Below are 23,151 nucleotides of genomic sequence, written 5' to 3'. Positions count from 1 at the left end.
CCGACGGCCCCACCGCGCACGCGCCCACGCACACACGCACCACGCACTTCATGCAAGAAGACATCCCCGGTGAAGTGCTTGTGATGGGGGCCGGCACCATCGGGTGCTTCATCGGTGGCCGCCTCGCGGCGGCCGGTGTGCCTGTCACGTTCGTCGGCCGTCCGCGCGTGCTCGACAAGCTCGCTGCGCACGGCATGACGCTCACCGACATGGACGGCGCAAAGCACAAGCTTCCTGCGGCAGGCCTGCAATTGAGCGAGCAGGTGCCGCCCGGCGCGCGGCCCGCCCTGGTGCTGCTGTGCGTGAAGAGCGGCGCCACGGCCGAGGCTGCGGGCGAGCTGGCTTTTGCGCTGCCCGCGGGCACCACGGTGGTCTCGCTGCAGAACGGCATTTCCAACTGCGCTGCCGCGTCGCAGACCGGCCCCTCGCTCAACGTGCGTGCCGGCATGGTCCCGTACAACGTCGCCGAGATCGGCCCCGGCGCCTTTCACCGCGGAACCCCGGGGCGCCTGGCCGCGGAAGACGACTCGGCGTTGCACCCCTGGCTTGCGGTGTTCGCGCGTGCCGGCGTGCCGCTCGACCTGCATCCCGACCTGCTGCCGGTGCAGTGGGGCAAGCTGATGCTCAACCTCAACAACCCGGTCAACGCGCTCTCGGGCCTGCCGCTGCGCGACGAGCTCATGCAGCGCGGCTACCGCCGCTGCTTTGCGTCGCTGATCGACGAGGCGTTGAGCATCCTCAACGTGGCGGGCATTTCGCCCGCGCAGGTGGCCGCGGTGCCGGCGCGCCGCCTGCCGGGCGTGCTGCGCCTGCCCGACTGGCTGTTTCGCATCGTCGCGGCCCGCATGCTGCGCATCGACGCCAAGGCGCGTTCCAGCATGGCCGACGACCTGGCGCTGGGCCGTCGCACAGAGATCGATTCGCTCAGCGGCGAGGTCGTGCGGCTCGCCCAGGAGCACGGCCTGAGCGCACCGCGCAACGCGCGCATGGTCGCCTTGCTCGAGGCCTGGCCGAAACAGCCGAAGCGCTGGACGGCACGGCAATTGCAGGATGCGCTCGGCCTCTAGCGCCTGAGCCCTGTACCCTCGGCTGCATCGCGCTGGACGGCGGCTTCAAGGGGTTGATCTCATGCAGGTTCTGATTCTCGGCAGCGGTGTCATCGGCACCTCGGTGGCTTACTACCTGGCGCGCGCCGGGCACGAGGTGACGGTGCTGGAGCGCCAGCCGGCGCCCGCGCTCGAAACCAGCTTCGGCAACGCGGGCGAGGTCTCGCCCGGCTACTCGGCGCCCTGGGCCGGGCCCGGCGTGCCGGTCAAGGCCATCAAGTGGATGCTCATGCAGCACAGCCCGCTGGTCATCAAGCCCATGCTCGACCCCGCCATGTGGCGCTGGGGCCTGTCGATGCTGCGCAACTGCACGCAGGCGCGCTACGAGGTCAACAAGGGCCGCATGGTGCGGCTCGCCGAGTACAGCCGCGACTGCCTCAAGGCCTTGCGCGCCGACACCGGCATCGCCTACGACGAGCGCATGCAGGGCACGCTGCAGCTGTTTCGCACGCAGCAGCAGCTCGAGGGCACGGCCAAGGACATCGAGGTGCTCCAGGCCTCCGGCGTGCCCTACCAGGCGCTCGACCGCGAAGGCTGCGTCCAGTACGAGCCCGCGCTCGCGGGCGTGAAGCACAAGTTCGTCGGAGGCCTGCGCCTGCCGGGCGACGAGACCGGCGACTGCTTCAAGTTCACTCAGGCGCTGGCCAGGCTGGCCGAGGCCGAGGGCGTGACTTTCAAATTCGGCGTGACCGTCCAGGCCATCGAACACGATGCGGCCAAGGGCGTGACAGCGGTCCGCACCGACCAGGGCAACTTCACCGCCGAGCGCTATGTTGTCGCGCTCGGCAGCTATTCGCCCGCGCTGGTCAAGCCGCTGGGCATCGACCTGCCGGTGTACCCGGTGAAGGGCTTCTCGATCACCGTGCCCATCACCGATGCGAGTGGCGCCCCCGAATCGACCGTGATGGACGAAACCTTCAAGGTGGCCGTCACGCGCCTGGGCGACCGCATCCGCGTGGGCGGGACCGCGCAGCTCTCGGGCTTCGACCTGCGGCTGGACGCCGGCCGGCGCGACACGCTCGAACACGTGGTGACCGACCTGTTCCCCCGGGGCGGCAACGTGCGCGACGCTTCTTTCTGGACCGGCCTGCGCCCCATGACGCCCGACGGCACGCCGGTCATAGGCGCGACCCGCATTGCCAACCTGATGCTGAGCACCGGCCATGGCACGCTGGGCTGGACGATGGCCGCGGGCACCGGCCGCGTGATGGCCGACATGGTGTCGGGCAGGGCGCCGGAGATCGACATGGAAGGGCTCACCGTCGGGCGCTACGGCGGCTGAAGCCGACATCGACCACAGCGGCACCTCGACGGGGGTTGCAGCGTCAGGAAGAAGCCGGCGCGACAACCGCCCCCTCGATGCGGTGGCGTTTCAACGCCTCGGCGACGAAGCCGCTGGCCTTCATCTCCTCGACAAAGGCCGCCAGGAATGCCTGCGCCTCCTCGCCCCGGCTGGCCGGCGTGCCCATGGCCTGCTGGATCACCATGAAGCGCCCCGGCAGCACGCGCACGCCGGGTGCGCGCCGTGCCTCGCCTTCGAGCAGCTGGCGAATGCCCGCCGCCACCTCGACCTCGCCGGAACGCAACGCCGCCAGCGCCGGCCCCGCGCCCTGCAGCCGGACGATGTCGGCCGCCTTGATCTCGCGCGTCAGGAACAGGTCGTAGGCACTGCCCGCGCCGACCGAGATGCGGTGGCCCCTTGCATCGACCTGCGCGTTGTCCGTCAGCGCCGACGAGTCCGTCACCAGGTAGCTGCCTTCGATCAGCACGTAGGGCGCGGTGAACAGCAGCCCTTCGCTGCGCGCGGGGTCGATGGCGAAGAAGCCGATGTCGGCCTTCTCGTTCTTCACGGCGTCGACCGACGCGGCGGCCTTTTCGAACACCACCAGCTCGACGTCCACGCCCAGCCGCCGTGCGAACTCTCGCGCCAGGTCGATCGACACGCCGACCGGCTCGCCGGTGGCGGCGTCCTTGTTGGCCAGGATCGGGTTGCCCAGGTTGATGGAGGCGCGCAGCGTGCCGCCGGGTGCGAAAGCAGCGAGGAGGGCGGGGGAAAGCAGGGTTGGCTGAGGCTGTGTCATGGCGTTCCACAAGGGGATGGCAGAAGGAGACAAGGAGCGGCCGGCCAGTTTACGGCGACAGCCCTTCCTTGTTTCCTACCGGATGTAGGGAAGCGCGCTCACCGGCCCGGCGACGGTTTCGCGTAGGCTCGTACGATCCGCAAATAGAACTTGCCTGCAGCCGTGCCGCTTTCCACTTTTCTCGTCGAAGACAACGCCCACATCCGCCAGACCCTGATTGCCGCCATGGAGGACGAAGTCGACGTTCACCTGATCGGTACCGCCACCACGGAGGCGGAAGCCGTCGCCTGGCTGGGCGAGAACGCTGGCGCGTGGGACCTGCTGGTGGTCGACCTGTTCCTGCAGGAAGGCTCGGGCCTGGGCATCGTCAAGCGCAGCGGCAAATGCCGCCCCGGCCAGCGCGTGGTGGTGCTGACCAACTACGCCACCGGCGAAATCTCCGACTGGGCGCGAGAGCTCGGTGCGGACGCGGTGTTCGACAAGGCAGCCGAACTCGACGGTTTTTTTGCACTGTGCGCCACCCTGGAAGCTGAATCACGGACGCGCGGCGGCAAGCCCCTGGAGGCGATCGGGCCATGAGTGTGGCCGGTCCCGCCCCTTCGGTGGCCGAGGTGCTGCGCCCGTTGCGCACCGCGACCCATGCGCTGCACGAGGCCCTCGATGCCCGTTTGCCGATCGCCCGCGAAGACGCATCGCTGGCCGACTACGCCGCCCACCTGCGCGCGCTGCGCCCCTGGCTCGAATCGGTGCGCCAGGCGCTGGCCGTGTCGGGCGACCCCGGCCTGGACCGGGTGGCCCGGCGCACCGAGCACCGCCTGGCCGCGCTCGCGCTCGACCTGGAGGACGCCGGCCCCGCACCGAGCCTTCTGCCCGGCGAGGACGCCGCACCGGCCGATGCCCAGCTGCTTGCCGGCCCCGCACGCGACCCCGCCTTCGCCTGGGGGCTGGCCTATGTGCTCGAAGGCTCGCAACTGGGTGGTGCGTCCATGTTCAAGCGGCTTGGCCCGCGGCTGGCACCGCACCCGATGCGCTATTTCCAGCCGGTCGATGCCCCCGAGGGCCTGCCCGCGCAGTGGAGGGACTTTGTCGCCGAGCTGGCCGCGGCGCTGCGCGACCCGGCCGCCGTGGCCGAGGCCCAGCGCGGGGCGGTGGCCGGTTTCCAAACCCTGATGCCGCGCTTCGGGCTGACGGCCTGAAGCCGTGGCGATGAACGTGCCCGTACCCATGTCCATGCCCGTAGCATCCACAGCCACCGCCGGCGCCCGCACCATCGAGCCGTTGCAGGTCGAGCTGTCGTCCTGCGACTTGGAGCCGATTCGCGTGCCCGGCTCGATCCAGCCGCACGGCCGCCTGCTGGTGCTGACGCCCGACTCGCTCGCGCCTGTCGCCTGGAGCGAGAACTGGTCCGACGCGCAGCTCGCCGCCGCGCAGCGAGCGCTCCACGACCTGTCGCTGCCCAGCTTGCCTTTTCTGCAGGCGGACCACGCCGGGGCCTCGCCGGTGTCGCTCGGCGCGTTCAGGCTGGGCGCGGCCGGCGAACTGTTCGACACCTCGGTGCACCGCAGCGAACGCCATCTGATCGTGGAGTTCGAGCCCGCCGCCCCCTCGGGCGGCAACGAGGCGCCGATCTACTCCCTGGGCCGCGTCTTCCTGCCGCAGCTGCAGCAGGCGGGCACGGTGCCCGAACTCGCGGCGCTGGCCGCACGCGAGATGAAGCGGCTCACCGGTTTCGGCCGCTGCCTGGTTTACCGCTTCGACGAGGCGGGCCACGGCGAGGTGCTGGCCGAGGAAGCCGACCCCGGCTACGACAGCTACGTCGGGCACCACTTTCCGGCCACCGACATTCCGCAGCAGGCGCGCGCGCTGTACCTCGTCAACCATTTCCGGCTGATTGCCGACGCCAACTACCAGCCGGTGCGGCTGCGCGCCCACGACGCGTCGCTCACGGCGGGCGACATCGATCTGTCGCAGGCCCACTTGCGCAGCGTGTCGCCGATCCACCTCGAGTACATGCGCAACATGGGCACGCTGGCGTCCATGTCGGTGTCCATCGTGGTCGACGGCAAGCTCTGGGGCCTCGTGTCGTGCCACGACCATGCACCGCGCTTTCTGGACACCGGCACGCGCCTGGCCTGCGAGCACCTGGGCCAGCTGCTGTCGCTGCAGGTCCAGTCCAAGGAAAGCAACGGCGAGGTGGCCGAGCGGCTCGAACTGCGCCGCCTCACGCTGCAGATCGTCTCGCACCTGGGCGAAAGCGACGCCACCCTGCAGCACCTGGTGGCCGAAGCCTCGCTCATGCTGCGCGTGATGCGCTCCTCAGGCGCAGCCGTGGTGCTGGACGACGAGGTCTGGTGCACCGGCGACGTGCCCGAGCGCGCGCAGGTGCAGGAGCTGGCGCGCTGGATCGCGGGGCTGGGCGTGGAGGTCTACGACAGCGATTCGCTGGCCGCGCACTTCACGCCCGCCGAGGCTTTCCGGCGCACGGCCGCCGGTGTGCTGGCCATTTCCATCTCCCAGGTGCACCGCCACCTGATCCTGTGGTTCCGCCCGGAAATCGTGCGCACCGTGCGCTGGGCGGGCGACCCGCGCAAGCCGGAGAGCACCGACGGCGGCCGCATCCATCCGCGCCTGAGTTTCGCCAGCTGGGTCGAGAACATCGGCGGGCGTTCCACGCCGTGGTCGGCCACCGAGGTGAGTGCGGCGGGCGAGTTGCGACAGGCGCTGATCGGCGTTGTCCTGCGCCGCGCCGAGGAGCTGGCGGCGGTGGCCACCGAGCTGGGCCGCGTCAACCAGGAGTTGGAGGCGTTCTCATACACCGTTTCGCACGACCTGCGCGCACCCATGCGCCACATCGCGGGCTATGTCGACCTGGTGGCGCAGACCGAAGGCAAGCAGTTGAGCGAGCGCGCCCACCGCTACCTGTCGCATGTGAAGGACGCGGCCGCTTTCGCGGGGCAGATGGTCGATGCGCTGCTCGACTTCTCGCGCATGGGCCGCGCCGCGCTCAAGCAGCGCCCCGTCGACACGGCCTCGCTGGTCGATGGCCTGGTGCGCGAGCTGTCGCGCCATGAGCCGCGGCACGCCATCGAGTGGCAGATCGACGAGGCCCTGCCGCCGCTGTATGCCGACCCGCTGCTGCTGCAGGTGGCGGTGCGCAACCTGCTGGCCAACGCGGTGAAATACTCGCGCACGCGCAGTCCCGCCCGCATTGCGGTGCGCGGCATTCGCAGCGACCTGGGCGACGGCCTGGAGGTGCAGGACAACGGCGTGGGCTTCCAGATGAAGTACGCCGACAAGCTGTTCGGCGTGTTCCAGCGCCTGCACCAGGCGGAAGATTTCGAAGGCACGGGCATCGGCCTGGCCAGTGTGAAGCGGATCGTGGAGCGCCATGGCGGCACGGTCCAGGCCTGGGGGGAGGTGGACGCCGGCGCGACGTTCGGTTTCGTCCTCCCGCGTGAGGCCGTTGACAGCACGGCATCGGCACACCCGCCGGCCACGAACGGAGAAGGACATGCTTAAACCGATCCTGCTCGTCGAAGACGACAAGCGCGACCTCGAACTCACCCTCGTCGCGCTGGAGCGCAGCCAGCTCGCCAACGACGTGGTGGTCATGCGCGACGGTGCGCAAGCGCTCGAATACCTGCTGCGCCAGGGCGAGCATGCCGGGCGCGAGGAGGGCAACCCGGCGGTGATCCTGCTCGACCTGAAGCTGCCCAAGGTCACCGGCCTGGAGGTGCTGCAGGAGGTGCGCGCCAACGCGGCGCTGCGCAGCATTCCAGTGGTGATGCTCACGTCGTCGCAGCAGGAAACGGACGTGGTGCGCAGCTACGAGCTGGGCGTGAACGCCTATGTGGTCAAGCCCGTGGCGTTCGACCGCTTCGTCTCGGCCATTGCCGACCTCGGTGTCTTCTGGGCGGTGCTCAACGAGCCGCCACCGGGCTCGCTCAAGGCCGTGCGCAAGAATGACTGAGTCCACCAGCGCCCTTGACACCACGCCGCGCGCTCCGCGGGTGCTGATACTCGACGACTCGCGCTTCGACGTCGAGTTGCTGACCGAGGCGCTGGCTGTCGCATTTCCGTCCGCGCGCGCGTGTGCGGTGCGCGACGAGCGCGGTTTCGTCGAGGCGCTGAACGACGGGCACTACGCGCTGATCCTCTCCGACTACGAGCTGCCCGGCTTCTCGGGTGCGCAAGCGCTGGAAATGGCGCGCCGCATGGCGCCGCAGACGCCGTTCGTCTTCGTGTCGGGCGTGATCGGTGAAGACAACGCGGTGGAACTGCTCAAGCGCGGCGCCACCGACTACGTGAGCAAGGGCCGCCTGTCCCGGCTGCCGGTGGTGGTCCAGCGGGCGCTCAAGGAGTCGGAGGACCGTCGCGCCAAGGCCGACGCCGAGCGCCAGCTGCAGGCAGCGAACGACGCCATCGTGGAGGCCGAGGCGCGCCGCCTCGCGCTGATGGAGCTGGCCGAGCGCATCCGCGACATGGAGGACCCTGGCGACATTGCCTATACGGCCTCCGAGATGCTGGGCCGGCGCATGCGGGTCGACCGGGCCGGCTACGGCGTGGTGGACACCTTTGCCGAGACCATCGCCATCGAACGCGACTGGACGGCGCCCGGCGTCGCCAGCCTGGCGGGGCTGCTGCATTTTCGCGACTACGGCACCTACATCGAGGACCTGAAGCGCGGCGTGACGGTGGCCTTCGACGACGCCTATGCCGACCCGCGCACGCGTGACAACGCCGATGCGCTCGTCGCCATCACCGCGCGTGCCGTGGTGAACATGCCGATCACGGAGCGGGGCGGGCTGGTGGGGCTGCTCTACCTGAACCATGGCCGGGAACGCGCCTGGCTGCGCGACGAGATCGAGTTCATGCGCGAGGTCGGCGAACGTGTGCGCTCGGCCGTCGCGCGGCGCGAGGCGCAGATGGAACTGCAGGCGCTGGCTGCGTCCCTCGAACGCCAGGTGGAGGCGCGCACGCACGAGCGCGACCGCACCTGGGCGCTGAGCCAGGACCTGCTGAGCGTGGCCAACCTCGAGGGCTTCTTCGTGAGCGTGAACCCCGCATGGGAGGAAGTGCTGGGCTGGAGCTCCGACGAGATCCGCGCCATGCCGTTCCACACGCTGGTGCATGCCGACGACCTCGCCTCGACCCGCGCCGAGATGGCGCGGCTCGCCAGCGGTGCACGCACCACCGGTTTCGAGAACCGCTACCGCACCCGCTCGGGTGCGTACCGCTGGCTGTCGTGGACCGTGGTGCCCGATCGTGGCCTGCTGTATGCGGCCGCGCGCGACGTCACCGAACAGAAGGAGCGCGCGGCCGAGCTCGACCAGGCGCGCGAGCAACTGCGCCAGAGCCAGAAGCTCGAGGCCGTGGGCCAGCTCACCGGCGGGCTGGCGCACGACTTCAACAACCTGCTGGCCGCCATCAGCGGCAGCCTGGAGCTCATGCGCCGGCGCGGCCTGGACGGCAAGCCCGCGGAAATGGAGCGCTACATCGGCGTGGCGCAGGGCGCGGTCAAGCGCGCGGCGGCGCTCACGCACCGCCTGCTGGCCTTCTCGCGCCGCCAGACGCTGGAGCCCAAGCCGATCAACCCCAACCGCCTCGTGGCCGACATGGAAGAGCTGGTGCGCCGCACGCTGGGCCCGCACATCACCCTGGAAACGGTGGCCGCCGTGGGGCTGTGGAACGTGCATGCCGACCCGGGCCAGCTGGAAAACGCACTGCTCAACCTGTGCATCAACGCACGCGACGCGATGCCTGAGGGCGGCAAGCTGGTCGTGGAAACCGCCAACCGCTGGGTGGACGCGCGCGCAGGGCGCGAGCGCGACCTGCCGATGGGCCAGTACGTGTCGCTCACCGTGAGCGACAACGGCGTGGGCATGCCGAGCGAAGTGGTGGCGCGCGCCTTCGACCCCTTCTTCACGACCAAGCCGATCGGCATGGGCACCGGCCTCGGGCTGTCGATGATCTACGGCTTTGCCCAGCAGTCGGGCGGGCAGGTGCGCATCTACTCCGAAGTGGGCAAGGGCACCTCGGTGAGCATCTACCTGCCGCGCCACGACGCGCAGGAAGAGGTGGCCGGCGCACCCGCGGAGGCCACGCTCGCGCCGCGCGCCGACCAGGGCGACACCGTGCTGGTGCTCGACGACGAGCCCGCGCTGCGCATGATCATCGTGGAGGTGATGCAGGGCCTGGGCTACGCCACGCTGGAAGCCGGCGACGGCGCCGAGGCGCTGCGCATCCTGCAGTCTCCGCGCCAGCGCATCGACCTGCTCGTGAGCGACGTGGGCCTGCCCGGCGGCATGAACGGCCGGCAGGTGGCCGACGCCGCGCGCACCGCGCGCCCCGGCCTGAAGGTGCTGTTCATCACCGGCTATGCCGAGAACGCCGTGCTGAGCCACGGCCACCTCGACCCGGGCATGCACGTGATGACCAAGCCCTTCGAAATGGACGTGCTGGCGCGCCGGGTGAAGCAGCTCATCGAGAGCCGGTGACGGCCGCCAAGAGCCGACAAGAGCCGCCAAGGGCCGCCAACAGCCGGTGGGGCCCGCTACTTCACCGTCAGCGGCTCCAGCCCGGTCTTCGCGATCGTGGGTGCGGCTGCGGGGGAATTCAGGTAGCGAATCAGCTGCCGCGCCGCATCGGGCTGCTTCGACGCGGTGGCGATGCCTGCGGAGAACACGGTCACGCGCTGCACCTGCGCCGGCAGCGGGCCGATGTAGTCGATGCCTGCCACCGGCAGCAGCTCGCTGACCTGCTGCAGGCCCAGCGCCGCGTCGCCGCGCGCCACGACGGTGCCCACGCGCTCGCTCAGGATGCGCTTGCTCTTGGGCTTGACCTGGTCTTCGATGCCCAGCGTCTTCAGCAGCTCGGTCTCGTAGTAGGTACCGCTTGCGCTGGCCGAGTAGGCGATCGACGGCGCGGCGAGCAGCGTGCGCTTGAGCGCCTCGACCGTGCCGATGTCGGGCCGGGGCGCGCCCTTGCGCACCGCGAAGCCGATGGCCGAGCGCACCAGGTCGACCTGGCTGCCCGGCACCACCTTGCCCTGTGCGACCAGCGCGTCGAGCGCGGGGCGCGCGAGGATCACCACGTCGGCCGGCTCGTTGCGTGCGAGGCGGCTGGGAATCGAGTCGTCGGCGTTGCCCATCGAGGCGCCGTAGGCCGTCTTCACGCTGCGCCCGCTGCTGCGTTCGAACGCGGGGCGCAGGTCGTTGTAGGCGGCGGTGAAACCGCCCGAGGTCATCACGTGGATGTCGCTGTCGGCGGGCTTGCTGCCGCCGAAGCCGCCGCAGCCGGCGAGAGCCAGGGCCGCGATCAGGGGAACCGCCGCGCGGCGCGTCAGGGCGAAGAGAGGCTTCATGGGATGTCTCCGGAAGAAAGGGCCATCGTAGAAGCCGGGGCTGTCATTCCGCCTTCAGGGAATTCGGGGTTAGTACCGAGGTAAAGACCGTCCGCTTTACCCATGGTTTACCGGACTGCAACGCGCGGGACAGCCGGCACGCCTGAAATGCACGCGGGCCTTTTGCGGCCCTTGCGATGATTTCACCCAAGGATCCCCCATGATGAAACGACCCCTGCACCGGTTGGCCCTGGCGGCGGCCCTGCTTGCCGTGAGCACCCACGGCTTTGCGCAGTTCGGCGGCAGCGGCATGGGCGGCGGCAGGCGCGGGGCGCGGCCCGACAGCGCCGCCGGCCCGCGCAACGGCGACGCGCTCTCCACGCCGGCCACCGCGGCAGGCAAGGTCCGCGACAAGCTCTACGACCTGCGGCTGCAACTGATGATCGAGCCCGCGCAGTCGCCGCTGTGGGACCGTTTCTCCGATGCCGTGTGGGAGCTCGTCGGCCGCGGCGGCATGGCCGGCGCCCCACCGTCGGACGAGCAGACCGCCGTGCAGTTCGCGCAGCAGCGCGCCGCGCAGGCGCAAGAACGGGCGCTGCGCGTGCAGTCGGTGAGCGATGCGCTGTCGGCGCTCTACAACGCCCTGACGCCCGAGCAGCGCCACATTGCCGACCAGAACCTGCCGGCCGTCATTCCCTGAATTCCGGGAACTTGCGCCTGCAGGCGCTTCCGCTGGGTGGGAACCGCAGCAAGCCAGAGAGCATTTTGGGCCTCCGGTGGCGCAGGGGCTACATACCGCTGGCCAGTGCCGCTGCCGCCGCGCGGGTCTCCACGCCCAGCTTCTCGAAGATGTGCTCCAGGTGCTTGTTCACCGTGCGCGGACTGGTGCCCAGGATCTCGCCGATGTCGCGGTTGGTCTTGCCCTTGGCAAGCCAGGAGAGCACCTCGGTCTCGCGCGGCGTGAGGGCCGCGTCGGCCAGCCGCGCCGACGAGGCGCCGCCGGGGCCGTCGCGCTGCATGGCGAACAGCAGCATCGTTTCGCCCAGTGCCGCGGCGCCCAGGTTGCGCACCGACAGGCGCATGCCCGTGGCGGTGCCGATGGCGATGGACGCGCCCGCCGCGAGCGCCGGTTCGAGCGATGCGGGCAACAGCCCCGGCGCCACCGGGTCTTCCAGCGCATGCAGCCAGAGCGCCGCCTGCGGCGAGCGCCAGGCGATGCGCCCGCGCGTGTCGACGAACACCACGCCCATGCCTGCCACGTCGACCGCGTCGCGTGCCATGCGCGTGATGCGGGCATTTCGCGCATGCGTGTGCAGCCGGGCCAGCACTTCCTGCGCGCGGATGGGCTTCACCACGTAGTCGACACCGCCGCACTCGAAGCCCTCGACCACGTGCGCGGTTTCCGACAGGCCCGTCATGAACAGCACCGGAATGTGCGCCAGTGCCGGGTTGGCCTTGATGCGCCGGCAGGTCTCGAAACCCGAGAGGCCGGGCATCATGCCGTCGAGCAATATCGCGTCGGGCACCACCAGCTCCAGCCGCTGCAACGCGGCCTCGCCGTCGGCGGCGACCAGCACGGTGTAGCCGCTGGCCTCCAGCGTGTCGCACAGCATGCCCAGGCTGCTGGGGGCGTCGTCCACCACCAGCACCACCGGGCGGTCGGCGTCCGGGCGTTCGTGTTCAGGAGGGAGCGAGGGGAGTGTCTGCATCTTCTGCCAGTGCGTTGCGAAGGGTGTCGAGTTCGAAGCGCGCGACCATGCCGCGCAGCCAGGTGCAGGTGGCCGCCGCCGTGGGCGATGCGGCGGCCAGCCGGTCGAGTGCGGTGTGCAGTCCGCGCACATGGCCCATCTGCACCAGGCGCATGAGTTCGGCGCGGTCGTCTTCCGACAGCGCGAGCTGCCGCGGGCGCTGCGGCGCCGCTTCCTCGGCGGCGGGCGGCACCGCATCGGCGGCCGAGAGCCATTCGAGCCCGAGGTGCCGTTCCAGCGTGGCGATGAGCTCCGACTCGATCACCGGCTTGCCGACGAAGGCCTGGCAACCGGCGGCCTGCAGCCGCTCTGGCTGGTTCTCGAACATGTTGGCCGAGACGATGACGATCGGAATGTCCTTGAAGCCCGCGGCGCGCACCGAGGTGGCGGTCTGCCAGCCGTCCATGTCGTCCATCGTCAGGTCGAGCAGGATGGCCGAGGGCAGCTCCTCGCGCAGGCTGTCGAGGCACTCGGTGCCGCTGGCGGCCTCGCGCACGGCAAAGCCCAGCGGCGCGAGCATGCCGGCCAGCATCTGGCGCTGCACCGGCTGGTCGTCGACCACCAGCAGCGTGCGCCGCGCGCCCACGTAGCCCGACACGGGCTGGCGAAAGTTGAGGCCCCTGGCCTGTGGCCCGGGGTCGGCCACCGCGCGCAGGTACACGCGCACGCTGAAGGTGCTGCCTTGCGACGAGGTGCTGGCCAGCTTCAGCTCGCCGCCCATCAGCGAGGTCAGCAGGCCGGTGATGGTCAGGCCCAGCCCCGTGCCCGGCTCGCCGCGCCGGCGGCCCGCCGCCCCGCGCTCGAAGGGCAGGAAGATGCGCTGGTGGTCCTGCGGCGCCACGCCGATGCCGGTGTCGACCACGTCGAAGCGCAGCACCTCGCGCCGTGCATCGACATGCAGCGTCACGGTGCCGCTGTCGGTGAAGCGCACGGCGTTGGTCAGCAGGTTGATGAGCACCTGGCGCAGCCACTTGGCGTCGGCATGCACCCACGGCGGCAGCCGGCCCGCGTGCGTGAAGACGAAGGCCAGGCCCTTGTTCTCCGCCTGCGGCCGCACCATGTGCACCAGTTGCTCCAGAAAGGCCGGCAGCGCCAGCGGCGCCGGTTCCAGCTGCAGCCGGCCGGCCTCGATGCGGGCCAGGTCGAGCAGCCCGTCGATCAGCCCCAGCATGTGCTCGCCACTGCGGTGGATGGTCTGCACCGCCTCGCGCGGCGGCGAGGCCGCATCGCCCTTGAGCAGGATCTGCGAGTAGCCCAGGATGCTGTTGAGCGGCGTGCGCAGCTCGTGCGTCATGCCGGCCACGTAGCGTGTCTTGGCCTGGTTGGCGGCCTCGGCGGCTTCCTTGGCGGTCTGCAGGGCCGCGTCGGTGCGGCGGTGCGCCTCGATCTCCAGCGCCAGCAGGTTGTTGTGGCGGTTCGATTCTTCTTGCGCCATCTGCCGGCTCTCGCTGCCGAGCACCACCCACCAGGCGGCCACCGCGGCCACCACCGACAGCAGCGCGAACACCTTGAGGAAGGCCGTGGCCATGGTCGAGTCGCTGGTGCCCGCGAGCGCCTCCTGCGCATACACCACGCCCACCACCGTGGCCAGCAACGCAATGAGCGAGGTGGCAATCAGCAGGTAGTGCGCCACGCGAAAGTTCAGCCGCGCCGACAGCGCCGGCGGCAGCAGCGCCTGCAGCCAGCCGCTCATCTGCTCGGCCGCGCGCGAGTCGGTCTTGCAGCGGTCGTGGCAGCGCGATTCGAGCGTGCAGCACAGCGAGCAGATCGGCGCGCTGTAGGCCGGGCAGTGCGCCATGTCTTCGGACTCGAAGCTGTTGTCGCACACCGAGCACTTCACGCTCTGGCCCGGCGCCCAGCGGTCGATGTCGGTGCGCGCGAGGTAGTAGCGCCCGCGCGTCTTCCACGCCAGCAGCGGCGACACCGCCATCGCGGTGGCCAGCGCGATGAAGGGCGAGAAAGCGCGCGCCCAGTGGCCCAGCGCGCCGGAGTACGCCAGCATGGCCAGCGCGGCCGCCACCAGCATCGCGACCAGCCCCACGGGGTTGATGTCGTACAGGTGCGCGCGCTTGAACTCGATGGTCTTGGGGCTCCAGCCCAGCGGCTTGTTGATGACCAGGTCGGCCACCAGCGCGCCCACCCACGCGATGGCGATGTTGCTGTAGAAGCCCAGCACGTGTTCCAGCGCCGAGAACACGCCCAGCGCCATCAGCAATATCGCGATGACCACGTTGAACACCAGCCACACCACGCGCCCCGGGTGGCTGTGCGTGAGCCGCGCGAAGAAGTTCGACCACGCGAGCGAGCCGGCATAGGCGTTGGTCAGGTTGATCTTCATCTGCGAGACCACCACGAACAGCACCGTGATGCCCAGCACCCAGGCCGGGTCGCGCAGCACGTACGAAAAGCCCGTGAGGTACATCTGCGTGGGCTCGACCGCGTGGTTGGCCGGTATCTCGTGCTGCAGCGCCAGGAAGGCGAGGAAGGCGCCGCCCATCATCTTCAGCATGCCCGGCACGATCCAGCCCGGCCCGGCAATGAGCACCGCCGCCCACCAGCGGCCGCGGTTGGCGGCCGTCTTCTCGGGCAGGAAGCGCAGGTAGTCGACCTGCTCGCCGATCTGCACCACCAGGGAGAAGGCCACGGTGGCGGCGGCGCCGAACATCAGCGGGTCGAAGCCGCTGCTGTCCGAGGTGCGGCCCACCAGGCTGGTGAAGTCGGCGTACAGCTCGGGCTTTTTCACCAGCACCGCGATGAAGGGGCAGACGAACAGCACGATCCAGATCGGCTGCGTCCACAGCTGCAGCCCCGAGATGAGCGTGATGCCGCGCGCCACCAGCGGAATGATCACGATCGACGACACCATGTACAGCAGCCACAGCGGCCAGTCGAGGTACATCTGCAGCGCCAGCGCGAGGATGGCGGCCTCGAGCGCGAAGAAGATGAAGGTGAAGCTCGCGTAGATCAGCGACGTGAGCGTGGAACCCAGGTAGCCGAAGCCCGCGCCGCGCGTGAGCAGGTCCATGTCCACGCCGTGGCGCGCCGCGTAGTACGAGATGGGAAGCCCGGTCAGGAAGGTGATGAGCCCCACCACGAGGATGGCCCACAGCGCGTTCGAGAAGCCGTAGCTCAGCGCGATGGCCCCGCCGATGGCCTCCAGCGCCAGGAACGAGGTGGCGCCGAAGGCCGCGTTGGCCACGCGGAACTCCGACCACTTGCGAAAGCTGCGCGGCGTGTAGCGCAGCGCGTAGTCCTCCAGCGTTTCGTTCGCGACCCAGGCGTTGTAGTCGCGGCGGATGCGAAAGATCTTCTGTCCGGAGACGGATTGCATGGTGGGTTCTCGCGGCGGCGGTGGCATGGGGCGGACAGAGCAAGAAGCGCTCCCCGTCTTCATGGCCATCGCCATCGCTTTCGTTGCCTGGCTCGCGAGTCTGCGGGCAGGGCGCGTGCGCACCGCTACGTTGAATGACGTATTCGCTTCGCGGCAGGTGATTTCTAAAGTACCAGCCATGGTGCTCGGGGCACCGTGCAGTGCACTTCGATGGTGCGCGGCCCACCCCACTTTCTTCAACCTGCTGGAGTTTCCTGATGTCGCGTGATTCCGATCTTTCTCTCGATGCCCTGGCTTTGCGCCGCCGCCGTCTGCTGCAGGGCGCCGCCGCGCTGCCCGTGATGGGCCTGAGCGGCCTGAGCTTCGGCCAGGGGCAGTTCCCCACGGCCAAGGTCAACACCACCAAGCTCGCGGTGACCGACACCGAAGTCACGGTGGGCCAGCTGCATTCGTCCACCGGCACCATGGCCATCTCGGAGACCGGCTCCATCCAGGCCGAGCAGCTCGCCATCGACCAGATCAACGCCATGGGCGGCGTGCTGGGCCGCAAGATCAAGGTCATCAAGGAAGACGGCGCCTCCGACTGGCCCACCTTCGCCGAGAAGTCGAAGAAGCTGCTGGTCAACGACCACTGCGCCGCGGTGTTCGGCTGCTGGACCAGCGCCTCGCGCAAGGCCGTGCTGCCGGTGTTCGAAAAGGAAAACGGCCTCTTGTATTACCCCACCTTCTACGAAGGCCTGGAGCAGAGCAAGAACGTGATCTACACCGGGCAGGAGGCCACGCAGCAGATCATCTGGGGCCTGGACTGGGGCGCGAAGGAGAAGAAGGCCAAGACCTTCTTCCTGGTGGGCTCCGACTACATCTGGCCGCGCACGTCCATGAAGATCGCGCGCAAGCACATCGAGAACTTCCAGAAGGGCTCTGTCAAGGGCGAGGAGTACTACCCGCTGGGCCACACCAACTTCAACTCGCTGATCAACAAGATCAAGGTCGCCAAGCCCGACTGCATCTTCGCGGCCGTGGTGGGCGGCTCGAACGTGGCCTTCTACAAGCAGCTCAAGGCCGCGGGCATCACCGGCGACAAGCAGTTCCTGCTGACGCTGGCCGTGACCGAGGACGAGATGACCGGCGTGGGCGGCGAGAACTTCGCGGGCTTCTATTCGTCGATGAAGTACTTCCAGTCGCTGGACAACGAGAACAACAAGAAATTCGTGGCGGCGTTCAAGGCCAAGTACGGCAAGGACGCGGTGATCGGCGACGTGACGCAGGCCGGCTACCTCGGGCCCTGGCTGTGGAAGGCGGCTGTCGAAAAGGCAGGCAGCTTCGACGTGGACAAGGTGGTCGCGGGTTCGCCCGGCATCGAGCTGAAGACGGCGCCTGAAGGCTACGTGAAGCTCGATGCCAACCACCACCTGTGGAGCAAGGCGCGCATCGGGCAGGGGCAGCTGGACGGGACGTTCAAGGTGGTGGCGGAGTCGGCTGAACTGATCAAGCCGGATCCGTTCCCGAAGGGCTACCAGTAACCCTGTCTTGCTCCCTCCCCCTCTGGGGGAGGGCAGGGGTGGGGGCAAGCGGCCGTCGATGAAGCCTTGTGCTTGCAGGCGCCGCTGAGCCCCCATCCCAACCTTCCCCCAGAGGGGGAAGGAGCTAACACCAAACACCGGAATCGTTGCCATGACTCTGTCGGACATGATGAACATCGGCCTCATGCAGGGCTTCGCGGGGCTGAGCCTCTTCGCGGTGCTGCTGCTCATGGGGCTGGGCCTGGCGATCATCTTCGGCCAGATGGGCGTGATCAACATGGCGCATGGCGAGTTCATGACCATCGGCGCCTATTCGATCTACCTGGCCGCGCGCGTCACCGAAAGCCTGGCGCCGGCGTTCATGCCGTACTACTTTCCGATCGCCATCGGACTGGCGTTCGTGTTCGCCTTCATCGTCGGCTGGATCGTGGAGTGGCTGCTCATACGCCACCTCTACAAGCGCCCGCTCGATACATTGCTGGCCACCTGGGGCGTGAGCCTGGGCCTGCAGCAGGTCTTTCGCACCTTCATCGGACCCAAGGAAGTGAGCCCCACGCTGCCCGAGTGGCTCATGGGCTCGTGGACGCCGCATGAAGGGCTGGACATTCCCATCAACGGCCTGTTCGTGCTGGCGCTCACCGCGCTGGTCACGGCCAGCGTACTCATCGCGCTGCACAAAAGCCGCTGGGGCCTGCGGGTGCGCGCCACCGTGGCCAACCGCACGATGGCCAACGCCACCGGCATCGACACGAAGAAGACCGACCGCCTGACCTTCGCCATCGGCTGCGGCATTGCCGGCATGGCGGGCGCGGCCTTCACCACCATCGGCTCGACCGGGCCGACCTCGGGCTCGCTCTACATCGTGGACGCCTTCCTGGTCGTCACCTTCGGCGGCGCGGCCAGCCTGCTCGGCACCGTGGTCTCGGCCTTCGGCATTGCGCAGACGCAATCGATCTCCGAGTTCTTCATGACCGGCTCGATGGCCAAGGTGCTGACGCTGTCGCTGATCGTGCTGATCCTGATGATGCGGCCGCAGGGCCTGTTCGCCGTCAAGGTCCGCCGCTGATGAACCCGATTCCCTTTTGGAGAACGTTCCGATGAATTTCATCAAGGCATCGATCCTGCGCTACCAGCTGGGCAGCCTGCTGCTGCTGGTGCTGCTGCTGGCGGTCGTGCTGCCGCTGTCGCTCGACATCTTCCGTCTCAACCTCGTGGGCAAGTACCTCACCTACGCCTTCGTGGCCGTGGGGCTCGTCATGGTGTGGGGCTACGGCGGCGTGCTGAGCCTGGGGCAGGGCGTGTTCTTCGGCATCGGCGGCTATGCGATGGCGATGTTCCTGAAGCTCGAAGCCTCCGACCCCGTCACCACCAAGATCCAGTCAACGCCCGGCATCCCGGACTTCATGGACTGGAACCAGATCACCGAGCTGCCGATGCTGTGGCTGCCGTTCAAGAGCCTGCCGCTCAGCCTGATGCTGGTGGTGCTGGCGCCGATGGCGCTGGCCTGGCTCGTGAGCTTCGCGATGTTCAAGCGCCGCGTGGGCGGCGTGTACTTCGCGATCATCACGCAGGCGGTGGCGCTCATCTGCACCGTGCTCATCATCGGCCAGCAGGGCTACACGGGCGGCGTGAACGGCATGACCGACCTGAAGACCATGCTGGGCTGGGACACCCGCACCGACAGTGCCAAGTACATCCTGTACTACGTCTGCGTGGGCCTGCTGGTGCTGAGCATCCTGCTGTGCCGCTGGGTGCAGACCAGCAAGCTGGGCACGCTGCTGCTGGCCATGCGCGACAAGGAAGACCGGGTGCGCTTCTCGGGCTACGACGTGTCGAACTTCAAGGTCTTCACCTTCTGCCTGGCGGCCGGTCTCTCGGGCATCGGCGGTGCGTTGTTCGCGCTGCAGGTGGGCTTCATGTCGCCGAGCTTCGTGGGCATCGTTCCTTCGATCGAGATGGTGATCTTCTGCGCCGTGGGAGGCCGCATGAGCCTGGTGGGTGCGGTGTACGGCGCGCTGCTGGTGAACGCGGGCAAGACGCTGTTCTCGGAGAGCTTTCCGGACCTGTGGCTGTTCCTGATGGCAGGGCTCTTCATCGGCGTGACCATGGCCTTCCCGATGGGGTTGGCGGGCGTGTGGGAAGAGAAGATCCGTCCCTGGTGGAAGTCGCGTCGGCAGGCGTTGCGTGACGCCGCGGTGAAGCCGCCTGCAGCCACCGTGATCGCCACGCCGAGCGAAACCACACCCGAGCCCACGCTGCCCGAAGGCGTCGGCAGCCAGCGCGCCTGACCAAGGACCCATGCCATGAGCAACACAGACTTCGCCCTCGCGGTGGAAGACCTCACCGTGTCCTTCGACGGCTTCAAGGCCATCGACGACCTGACGCTGTACATCGACAGGAACGAGCTGCGCGTGATCATCGGGCCCAACGGCGCGGGCAAGACCACGCTGCTCGACCTGATCTGCGGCAAGACCAAGGCCAGCGCCGGCAGCATCAAGTTCAAGAACACCGAGCTCACGAAGATGGCCGAGCACAAGCGGGTGCGGCTGGGCATCGGCCGCAAGTTCCAGACGCCGTCGATCTACGAGAACCTGAGCGTGTTCCAGAACCTGGAGGTGTCGTTCCCCAAGGGCCGTTCGGTGTTCGGCGCCTTGGCGTTCAAGTGCGACGACGAGGTCAAGGCCAAGGTGCAGGCCATTGCCCAGGAGATCGGCCTGGCCGACCGCCTGGACACCGAGGCCGGCCTGTTGAGCCACGGGCAGAAGCAGTGGCTGGAAATCGGCATGCTGCTGATGCAGGAGCCCGAGCTGCTGATGCTCGACGAACCCATCGCCGGCATGAGCGCGCGCGAACGCGAACTCACGGCCGACCTGCTCAAGCGCATCTGCCAGAACCGCGCGGTGATCGTCATCGAGCACGACATGGCGTTCGTCAAGCAGATCGCGCACAAGGTCACCGTGATGCACCAGGGGAAGATCCTGGCCGAAGGGCCGATGGAGAAGGTGCAGGCGGATCCCAAGGTCATCGACGTCTATCTGGGGCACTGAACCATGAGCAACATCATGCTGAAGGTCGAAGACCTGCACGTCGCCTACGGCCAGAGCGAGGCCCTGCACGGCCTCTCGTTCGAGGGCCATGCCAACGAAACCATCGCCATCATGGGGCGCAACGGCATGGGCAAGACCACGCTGTTCAAGAGCCTCATGGGCATCCTGCCCTTGAAGAGCGGGCGCATCGAAGTGGCGGGCCAGGACGTGTCGCGCGACGAAAGCTTCAGGCGCGTGGCCAAGGGCATTGCCTACGTGCCGCAGGGCCGCATGATCTTTCCGACGCTGACGGTGGAAGAGAACATCCAGACCGGCCTGGAGAACGCGAAGACACGGCGCATTCCCGAAGAAACCTACGCGCTGTTCCCGGTGCTGTGGGACATGAAGAGCCGCAAGGGCGGCAACCTGTCCGGCGGTCAGCAGCAACAGCTTGCCATTGCGCGCGCGCTCGTCACCGACCCCAAGGTGCTGCTGCTCGACGAGCCCACCGAAGGCATCCAGCCTTCGATCATCAAGGACATCGCCAGGGCGCTCAACGAGATCCGCAAGCTGCGCGGCATCACCATCGTCGTGTCCGAGCAGGTGCTCAGCTTCGCGATGGACGTGGCCGACCGGCTGTTCGTGATCGAGGGCGGGCGCCTCGTGCACGAGACCGCGCGCGACAAGACCGACGTCGACCACATCAAAGCCTACCTCTCTGTTTGACCACAACCCCAGGAGCCACTGCAAATGACGGACACGCTGATCAAGGTCGACCTGACCAAGCCGCCCACCGAGAACGAGAACATCCACAACCGCTGGCACCCGGACATTCCGATGGCCTGCTGGGTCAATCCGGGTGACGACTTCATCCTCGAGACCTTCGACTGGACCGGCGGCTTCATCAAGAACAACGACAGCGCCGACGACGTGCGCGACATCGACCTGAGCACCGTGCACTACCTGTCGGGCCCGGTGGGCGTGAAGGGTGCCCAGCCCGGCGACCTGCTGGTGGTCGACCTGCTGGACATCGGCGCCAAGCAGGACAGCCTGTGGGGCTTCAACGGTTTTTTCTCCAAGCAGAACGGCGGCGGCTTTCTCACCGACCACTTTCCCGAAGCGCAGAAGTCGATCTGGGACTTCAAGGGCATGTTCACCAGCTCGCGCCACATTCCGCGCGTCAACTTCGCGGGCCTGATCCATCCCGGCCTCATCGGTTGCCTGCCCGACAAGCCCATGCTCGACATGTGGAACGAGCGCGAGCAGAAGCTCATCGACACCGACCCGGACCGCGTACCGGGCCTGGCCAACCCGCCCTTCGCCGGCACCGCCCACATGGGCAAGATGACCGGTGAAGCGCGTGCCAAGGCCGCAGCCGAGGGCGCGCGCACCGTGCCGCCGCGCGAGCATGGCGGCAACTGCGACATCAAGGACCTGTCGCGTGGCTCGAAGGTGTTCTTCCCGGTGTATGTGGACGGCGCGGGCCTGAGCGTGGGCGACCTGCACTTCAGCCAGGGCGACGGCGAGATCACCTTCTGCGGCGCCATCGAGATGGCCGGCTGGGTGCACATGAAGGTCACGCTCATCAAGGGCGGCATGGCCAAGTACGGCATCAAGAACCCGATCTTCAAGCCCAGCCCGATCACCCCGCAGTACAACGACTACCTGATCTTCGAGGGCATCTCGGTCGACGAGAGCGGCAAGCAGCACTACCTGGACGTGAACGTGGCCTACCGCCAGGCCTGCCTGAACGCCATCGAGTACCTGAAGAAGTTCGGCTACTCGGGCGCGCAGGCCTATTCCATCTTGGGCACGGCGCCGGTGCAGGGCCACATCAGCGGCGTGGTCGACGTGCCCAACTCGTGCGCCACGCTGTGGCTGCCCACGGGCATCTTCGACTTCGACATCAACCCGAATGCCCTGGGCCCGATGAAGATGCTCGACGGCAGCGTCGACATGCCGCTGTCGCCCGACGTGCGCTGAACAAGGACGCCACGGCATGCCCACCTACGACTACGCCTGCGGGCAGTGCGGCGGCTTCGAGGCGCTGCGGCCTTCGGGCCTGCGCGACGAGCCGGCCGCATGCCCCGATTGCGGCGGGGCCGCCCCGCGCGTGCTTGCCGCCGCACCGCGGCTTGCGCTCATGGCCTCCGGCACGCGCCACGCCATGGAAACCAACGAACGCGCGCGGCACGAGCCGGGCAGCTCGCGGGACTATGCGCGTTTCAAGCACCCGGCGGGGTGCGGCTGCTGCAGCACTTCTTCGAAGCGCGGCGCCACGGTGACGGCGCCCAGCGGCGCGAAGTCGGCGCCTTCGAGGCGGCCGTGGATGATCAGCCACTGAGGGGTGCCATTTCCGGTCGAAATGTGTTCACCCGTGTCGCGCGCCTTCGGTTCGCGCGTTCCTGCCCCAGCTGTTTCATCGGGAAACGCTGGGGCAATCCCTATTGACCTGCTCAATTTCAAGGGCGGCATTGTTTCAATACTGTGAACGCCGCGGTTCCTTTTGCAGCCGTTTTTCGGGTCGCTCCAGGATCAAACTTCTCCTCACCAACCAAACACCTGAAGGAGATTGAAATGAATGCCTCGAAGATCCTCGCCGCTGCTGCTCTCTCGCTCCTGGCTGCCGCCGGAGCCCATGCAGAAACCTACGACGGCGTGCACGTCGTGAACTCTTCGGTCACCCGCGCCGAAGTCGCACCGCAAGCCGCTGCCGCCGCACGCGCCGGCAACGAGTACAGCGATGCCTCCGCCGCTGGCGCCCAAGCCTTCACGTCGACCGCCAACCGCGCGACCGTGCAAGCCGAAGCCGTCGCCAAGGCGCACGACCCGCTGGCCAGCCTCGACCGCCGCGCTTTCTACCGCGACGAAGTGCCGCAAGCCTACAAGAAGCCCAGCGTGTCGTTCACGCGCCAGGCCGGCCTGTAAGCCACAGCCACGGCACCTTCGGGTGCTGAACAGGAACGGGCCTTCGGGCCCGTTTTTTCGTGCGCG

21 protein-coding genes are annotated in these 23,151 nt (G+C 68.3%); 17 read left to right on the top strand and 4 right to left on the bottom strand.

Going from position 1 to position 23,151, the window contains the following annotated elements:
- The first annotated feature begins 50 nt into the window (after window positions 1–50).
- Both AC1DJH_RS01445 and AC1DJH_RS01440 read left to right on the top strand, forming a co-directional pair.
- Complete coding sequence (locus tag AC1DJH_RS01445) at window positions 51–1,067, top strand: 2-dehydropantoate 2-reductase (protein WP_478184448.1); 1,017 nt, start codon at window positions 51–53, stop codon at window positions 1,065–1,067.
- 61 nt (window positions 1,068–1,128) lie between these two features.
- The gene (locus tag AC1DJH_RS01440) at window positions 1,129–2,388 is read left to right on the top strand and encodes a D-amino acid dehydrogenase (protein WP_478184447.1); all 1,260 of its coding nucleotides are present in this window, start codon (window positions 1,129–1,131) and stop codon (window positions 2,386–2,388) included.
- 43 nt (window positions 2,389–2,431) lie between these two features.
- On the opposite strand, the gene AC1DJH_RS01435 is transcribed toward AC1DJH_RS01440, so the two are convergent.
- Entirely contained in the window at window positions 2,432–3,187 is a 756-nt protein-coding gene (locus AC1DJH_RS01435; protein WP_478184446.1) for a transporter substrate-binding domain-containing protein, read from the bottom strand.
- A gap of 162 nt (window positions 3,188–3,349) precedes the next feature.
- Between AC1DJH_RS01435 and AC1DJH_RS01430 the strand changes: the two genes are divergently transcribed.
- Genes AC1DJH_RS01430 through AC1DJH_RS01410 form a run of 5 tightly spaced genes read left to right on the top strand, consistent with a single transcriptional unit; the run spans window position 3,350 to window position 9,684 of the window.
- Window positions 3,350–3,766 carry a response regulator gene (locus AC1DJH_RS01430; RefSeq protein ID WP_478184445.1) on the top strand — a complete coding sequence of 139 codons (417 nt, stop codon included), beginning with the start codon at window positions 3,350–3,352 and terminating at the stop codon, window positions 3,764–3,766.
- A complete protein-coding gene (locus AC1DJH_RS01425) occupies window positions 3,763–4,383 on the top strand; it encodes a biliverdin-producing heme oxygenase (protein ID WP_472123332.1) in 621 nt (206 codons plus the stop codon). Before AC1DJH_RS01430 ends, AC1DJH_RS01425 begins: the two co-directional genes overlap by 4 nt.
- A gap of 28 nt (window positions 4,384–4,411) precedes the next feature.
- Window positions 4,412–6,706, top strand: coding sequence for an ATP-binding protein (locus tag AC1DJH_RS01420; protein WP_478184444.1), 2,295 nt, complete (start codon window positions 4,412–4,414; stop codon window positions 6,704–6,706).
- A complete protein-coding gene (locus AC1DJH_RS01415) occupies window positions 6,699–7,157 on the top strand; it encodes a response regulator (RefSeq protein WP_435483478.1) in 459 nt (152 codons plus the stop codon). Before AC1DJH_RS01420 ends, AC1DJH_RS01415 begins: the two co-directional genes overlap by 8 nt.
- Window positions 7,150–9,684, top strand: a complete 2,535-nt coding sequence (locus AC1DJH_RS01410; protein WP_478184443.1) for a response regulator — start codon at window positions 7,150–7,152, stop codon at window positions 9,682–9,684. Before AC1DJH_RS01415 ends, AC1DJH_RS01410 begins: the two co-directional genes overlap by 8 nt.
- 56 nt (window positions 9,685–9,740) lie before the next feature.
- Here the strand turns inward: AC1DJH_RS01410 and AC1DJH_RS01405 are convergent, their stop codons facing one another.
- The gene (locus AC1DJH_RS01405) at window positions 9,741–10,550 is read right to left on the bottom strand and encodes a substrate-binding domain-containing protein (protein ID WP_478184442.1); all 810 of its coding nucleotides are present in this window, start codon (window positions 10,548–10,550) and stop codon (window positions 9,741–9,743) included.
- A gap of 199 nt (window positions 10,551–10,749) precedes the next feature.
- Between AC1DJH_RS01405 and AC1DJH_RS01400 the strand changes: the two genes are divergently transcribed.
- Window positions 10,750–11,229 (top strand): Spy/CpxP family protein refolding chaperone, encoded by a 480-nt coding sequence (locus AC1DJH_RS01400; RefSeq protein WP_478184441.1) that lies wholly within the window; start codon window positions 10,750–10,752, stop codon window positions 11,227–11,229.
- An 88-nt stretch (window positions 11,230–11,317) separates the two neighbouring features.
- Here AC1DJH_RS01400 and AC1DJH_RS01395 read toward each other — a convergent pair whose 3' ends face one another.
- Window positions 11,318–12,238: a response regulator gene (locus AC1DJH_RS01395; protein ID WP_472123344.1), complete on the bottom strand. Its 921-nt coding sequence runs from the start codon at window positions 12,236–12,238 to the stop codon at window positions 11,318–11,320.
- Window positions 12,210–15,608 carry a hybrid sensor histidine kinase/response regulator gene (locus tag AC1DJH_RS01390; RefSeq protein ID WP_478184440.1) on the bottom strand — a complete coding sequence of 1,133 codons (3,399 nt, stop codon included), beginning with the start codon at window positions 15,606–15,608 and terminating at the stop codon, window positions 12,210–12,212. The genes AC1DJH_RS01395 and AC1DJH_RS01390 overlap by 29 nt, the downstream gene beginning before the upstream one ends.
- 61 nt (window positions 15,609–15,669) lie before the next feature.
- On the opposite strand from AC1DJH_RS01390, the gene AC1DJH_RS01385 reads away from it, so the two are divergent.
- The 9 genes from AC1DJH_RS01385 (at window position 15,670) to AC1DJH_RS01345 (ending at window position 23,085) form a co-directional block, all read left to right on the top strand.
- On the top strand, window positions 15,670–15,876 hold the full coding sequence (locus AC1DJH_RS01385; RefSeq protein WP_478184439.1) for a hypothetical protein: 207 nt from the start codon (window positions 15,670–15,672) through the stop codon (window positions 15,874–15,876).
- Entirely contained in the window at window positions 15,866–17,131 is a 1,266-nt protein-coding gene (gene urtA / locus AC1DJH_RS01380; RefSeq protein ID WP_435435740.1) for an urea ABC transporter substrate-binding protein, read from the top strand. Before AC1DJH_RS01385 ends, urtA begins: the two co-directional genes overlap by 11 nt.
- Window positions 17,132–17,282: 151 nt before the next feature.
- Window positions 17,283–18,197 carry an urea ABC transporter permease subunit UrtB gene (urtB, locus tag AC1DJH_RS01375; protein ID WP_472123349.1) on the top strand — a complete coding sequence of 305 codons (915 nt, stop codon included), beginning with the start codon at window positions 17,283–17,285 and terminating at the stop codon, window positions 18,195–18,197.
- A gap of 31 nt (window positions 18,198–18,228) precedes the next feature.
- On the top strand, window positions 18,229–19,419 hold the full coding sequence (gene urtC, locus AC1DJH_RS01370; RefSeq protein ID WP_478184438.1) for an urea ABC transporter permease subunit UrtC: 1,191 nt from the start codon (window positions 18,229–18,231) through the stop codon (window positions 19,417–19,419).
- 15 nt (window positions 19,420–19,434) lie between these two features.
- A complete protein-coding gene (urtD, locus tag AC1DJH_RS01365; RefSeq protein ID WP_472123354.1) occupies window positions 19,435–20,178 on the top strand; it encodes an urea ABC transporter ATP-binding protein UrtD in 744 nt (247 codons plus the stop codon).
- 15 nt (window positions 20,179–20,193) lie between these two features.
- Window positions 20,194–20,883: an urea ABC transporter ATP-binding subunit UrtE gene (gene urtE, locus AC1DJH_RS01360; RefSeq protein ID WP_478184984.1), complete on the top strand. Its 690-nt coding sequence runs from the start codon at window positions 20,194–20,196 to the stop codon at window positions 20,881–20,883.
- 24 nt (window positions 20,884–20,907) lie between these two features.
- Entirely contained in the window at window positions 20,908–22,140 is a 1,233-nt protein-coding gene (gene fmdA / locus AC1DJH_RS01355; RefSeq protein WP_435483487.1) for a formamidase, read from the top strand.
- Window positions 22,141–22,156: 16 nt separating this feature from the next.
- Entirely contained in the window at window positions 22,157–22,501 is a 345-nt protein-coding gene (locus tag AC1DJH_RS01350; protein ID WP_435483488.1) for an FmdB family zinc ribbon protein, read from the top strand.
- Window positions 22,502–22,734: 233 nt separating this feature from the next.
- Window positions 22,735–23,085: an alpha/beta hydrolase gene (locus tag AC1DJH_RS01345; protein WP_435435747.1), complete on the top strand. Its 351-nt coding sequence runs from the start codon at window positions 22,735–22,737 to the stop codon at window positions 23,083–23,085.
- Window positions 23,086–23,151 lie beyond the last annotated feature (66 nt).

Source organism: Variovorax sp. 10N412, assembly GCF_056394985.1.
The sequence above is the reverse complement of the archived record's forward strand: the minus strand, read 5'-3'. Positions and strand labels throughout refer to the sequence as shown.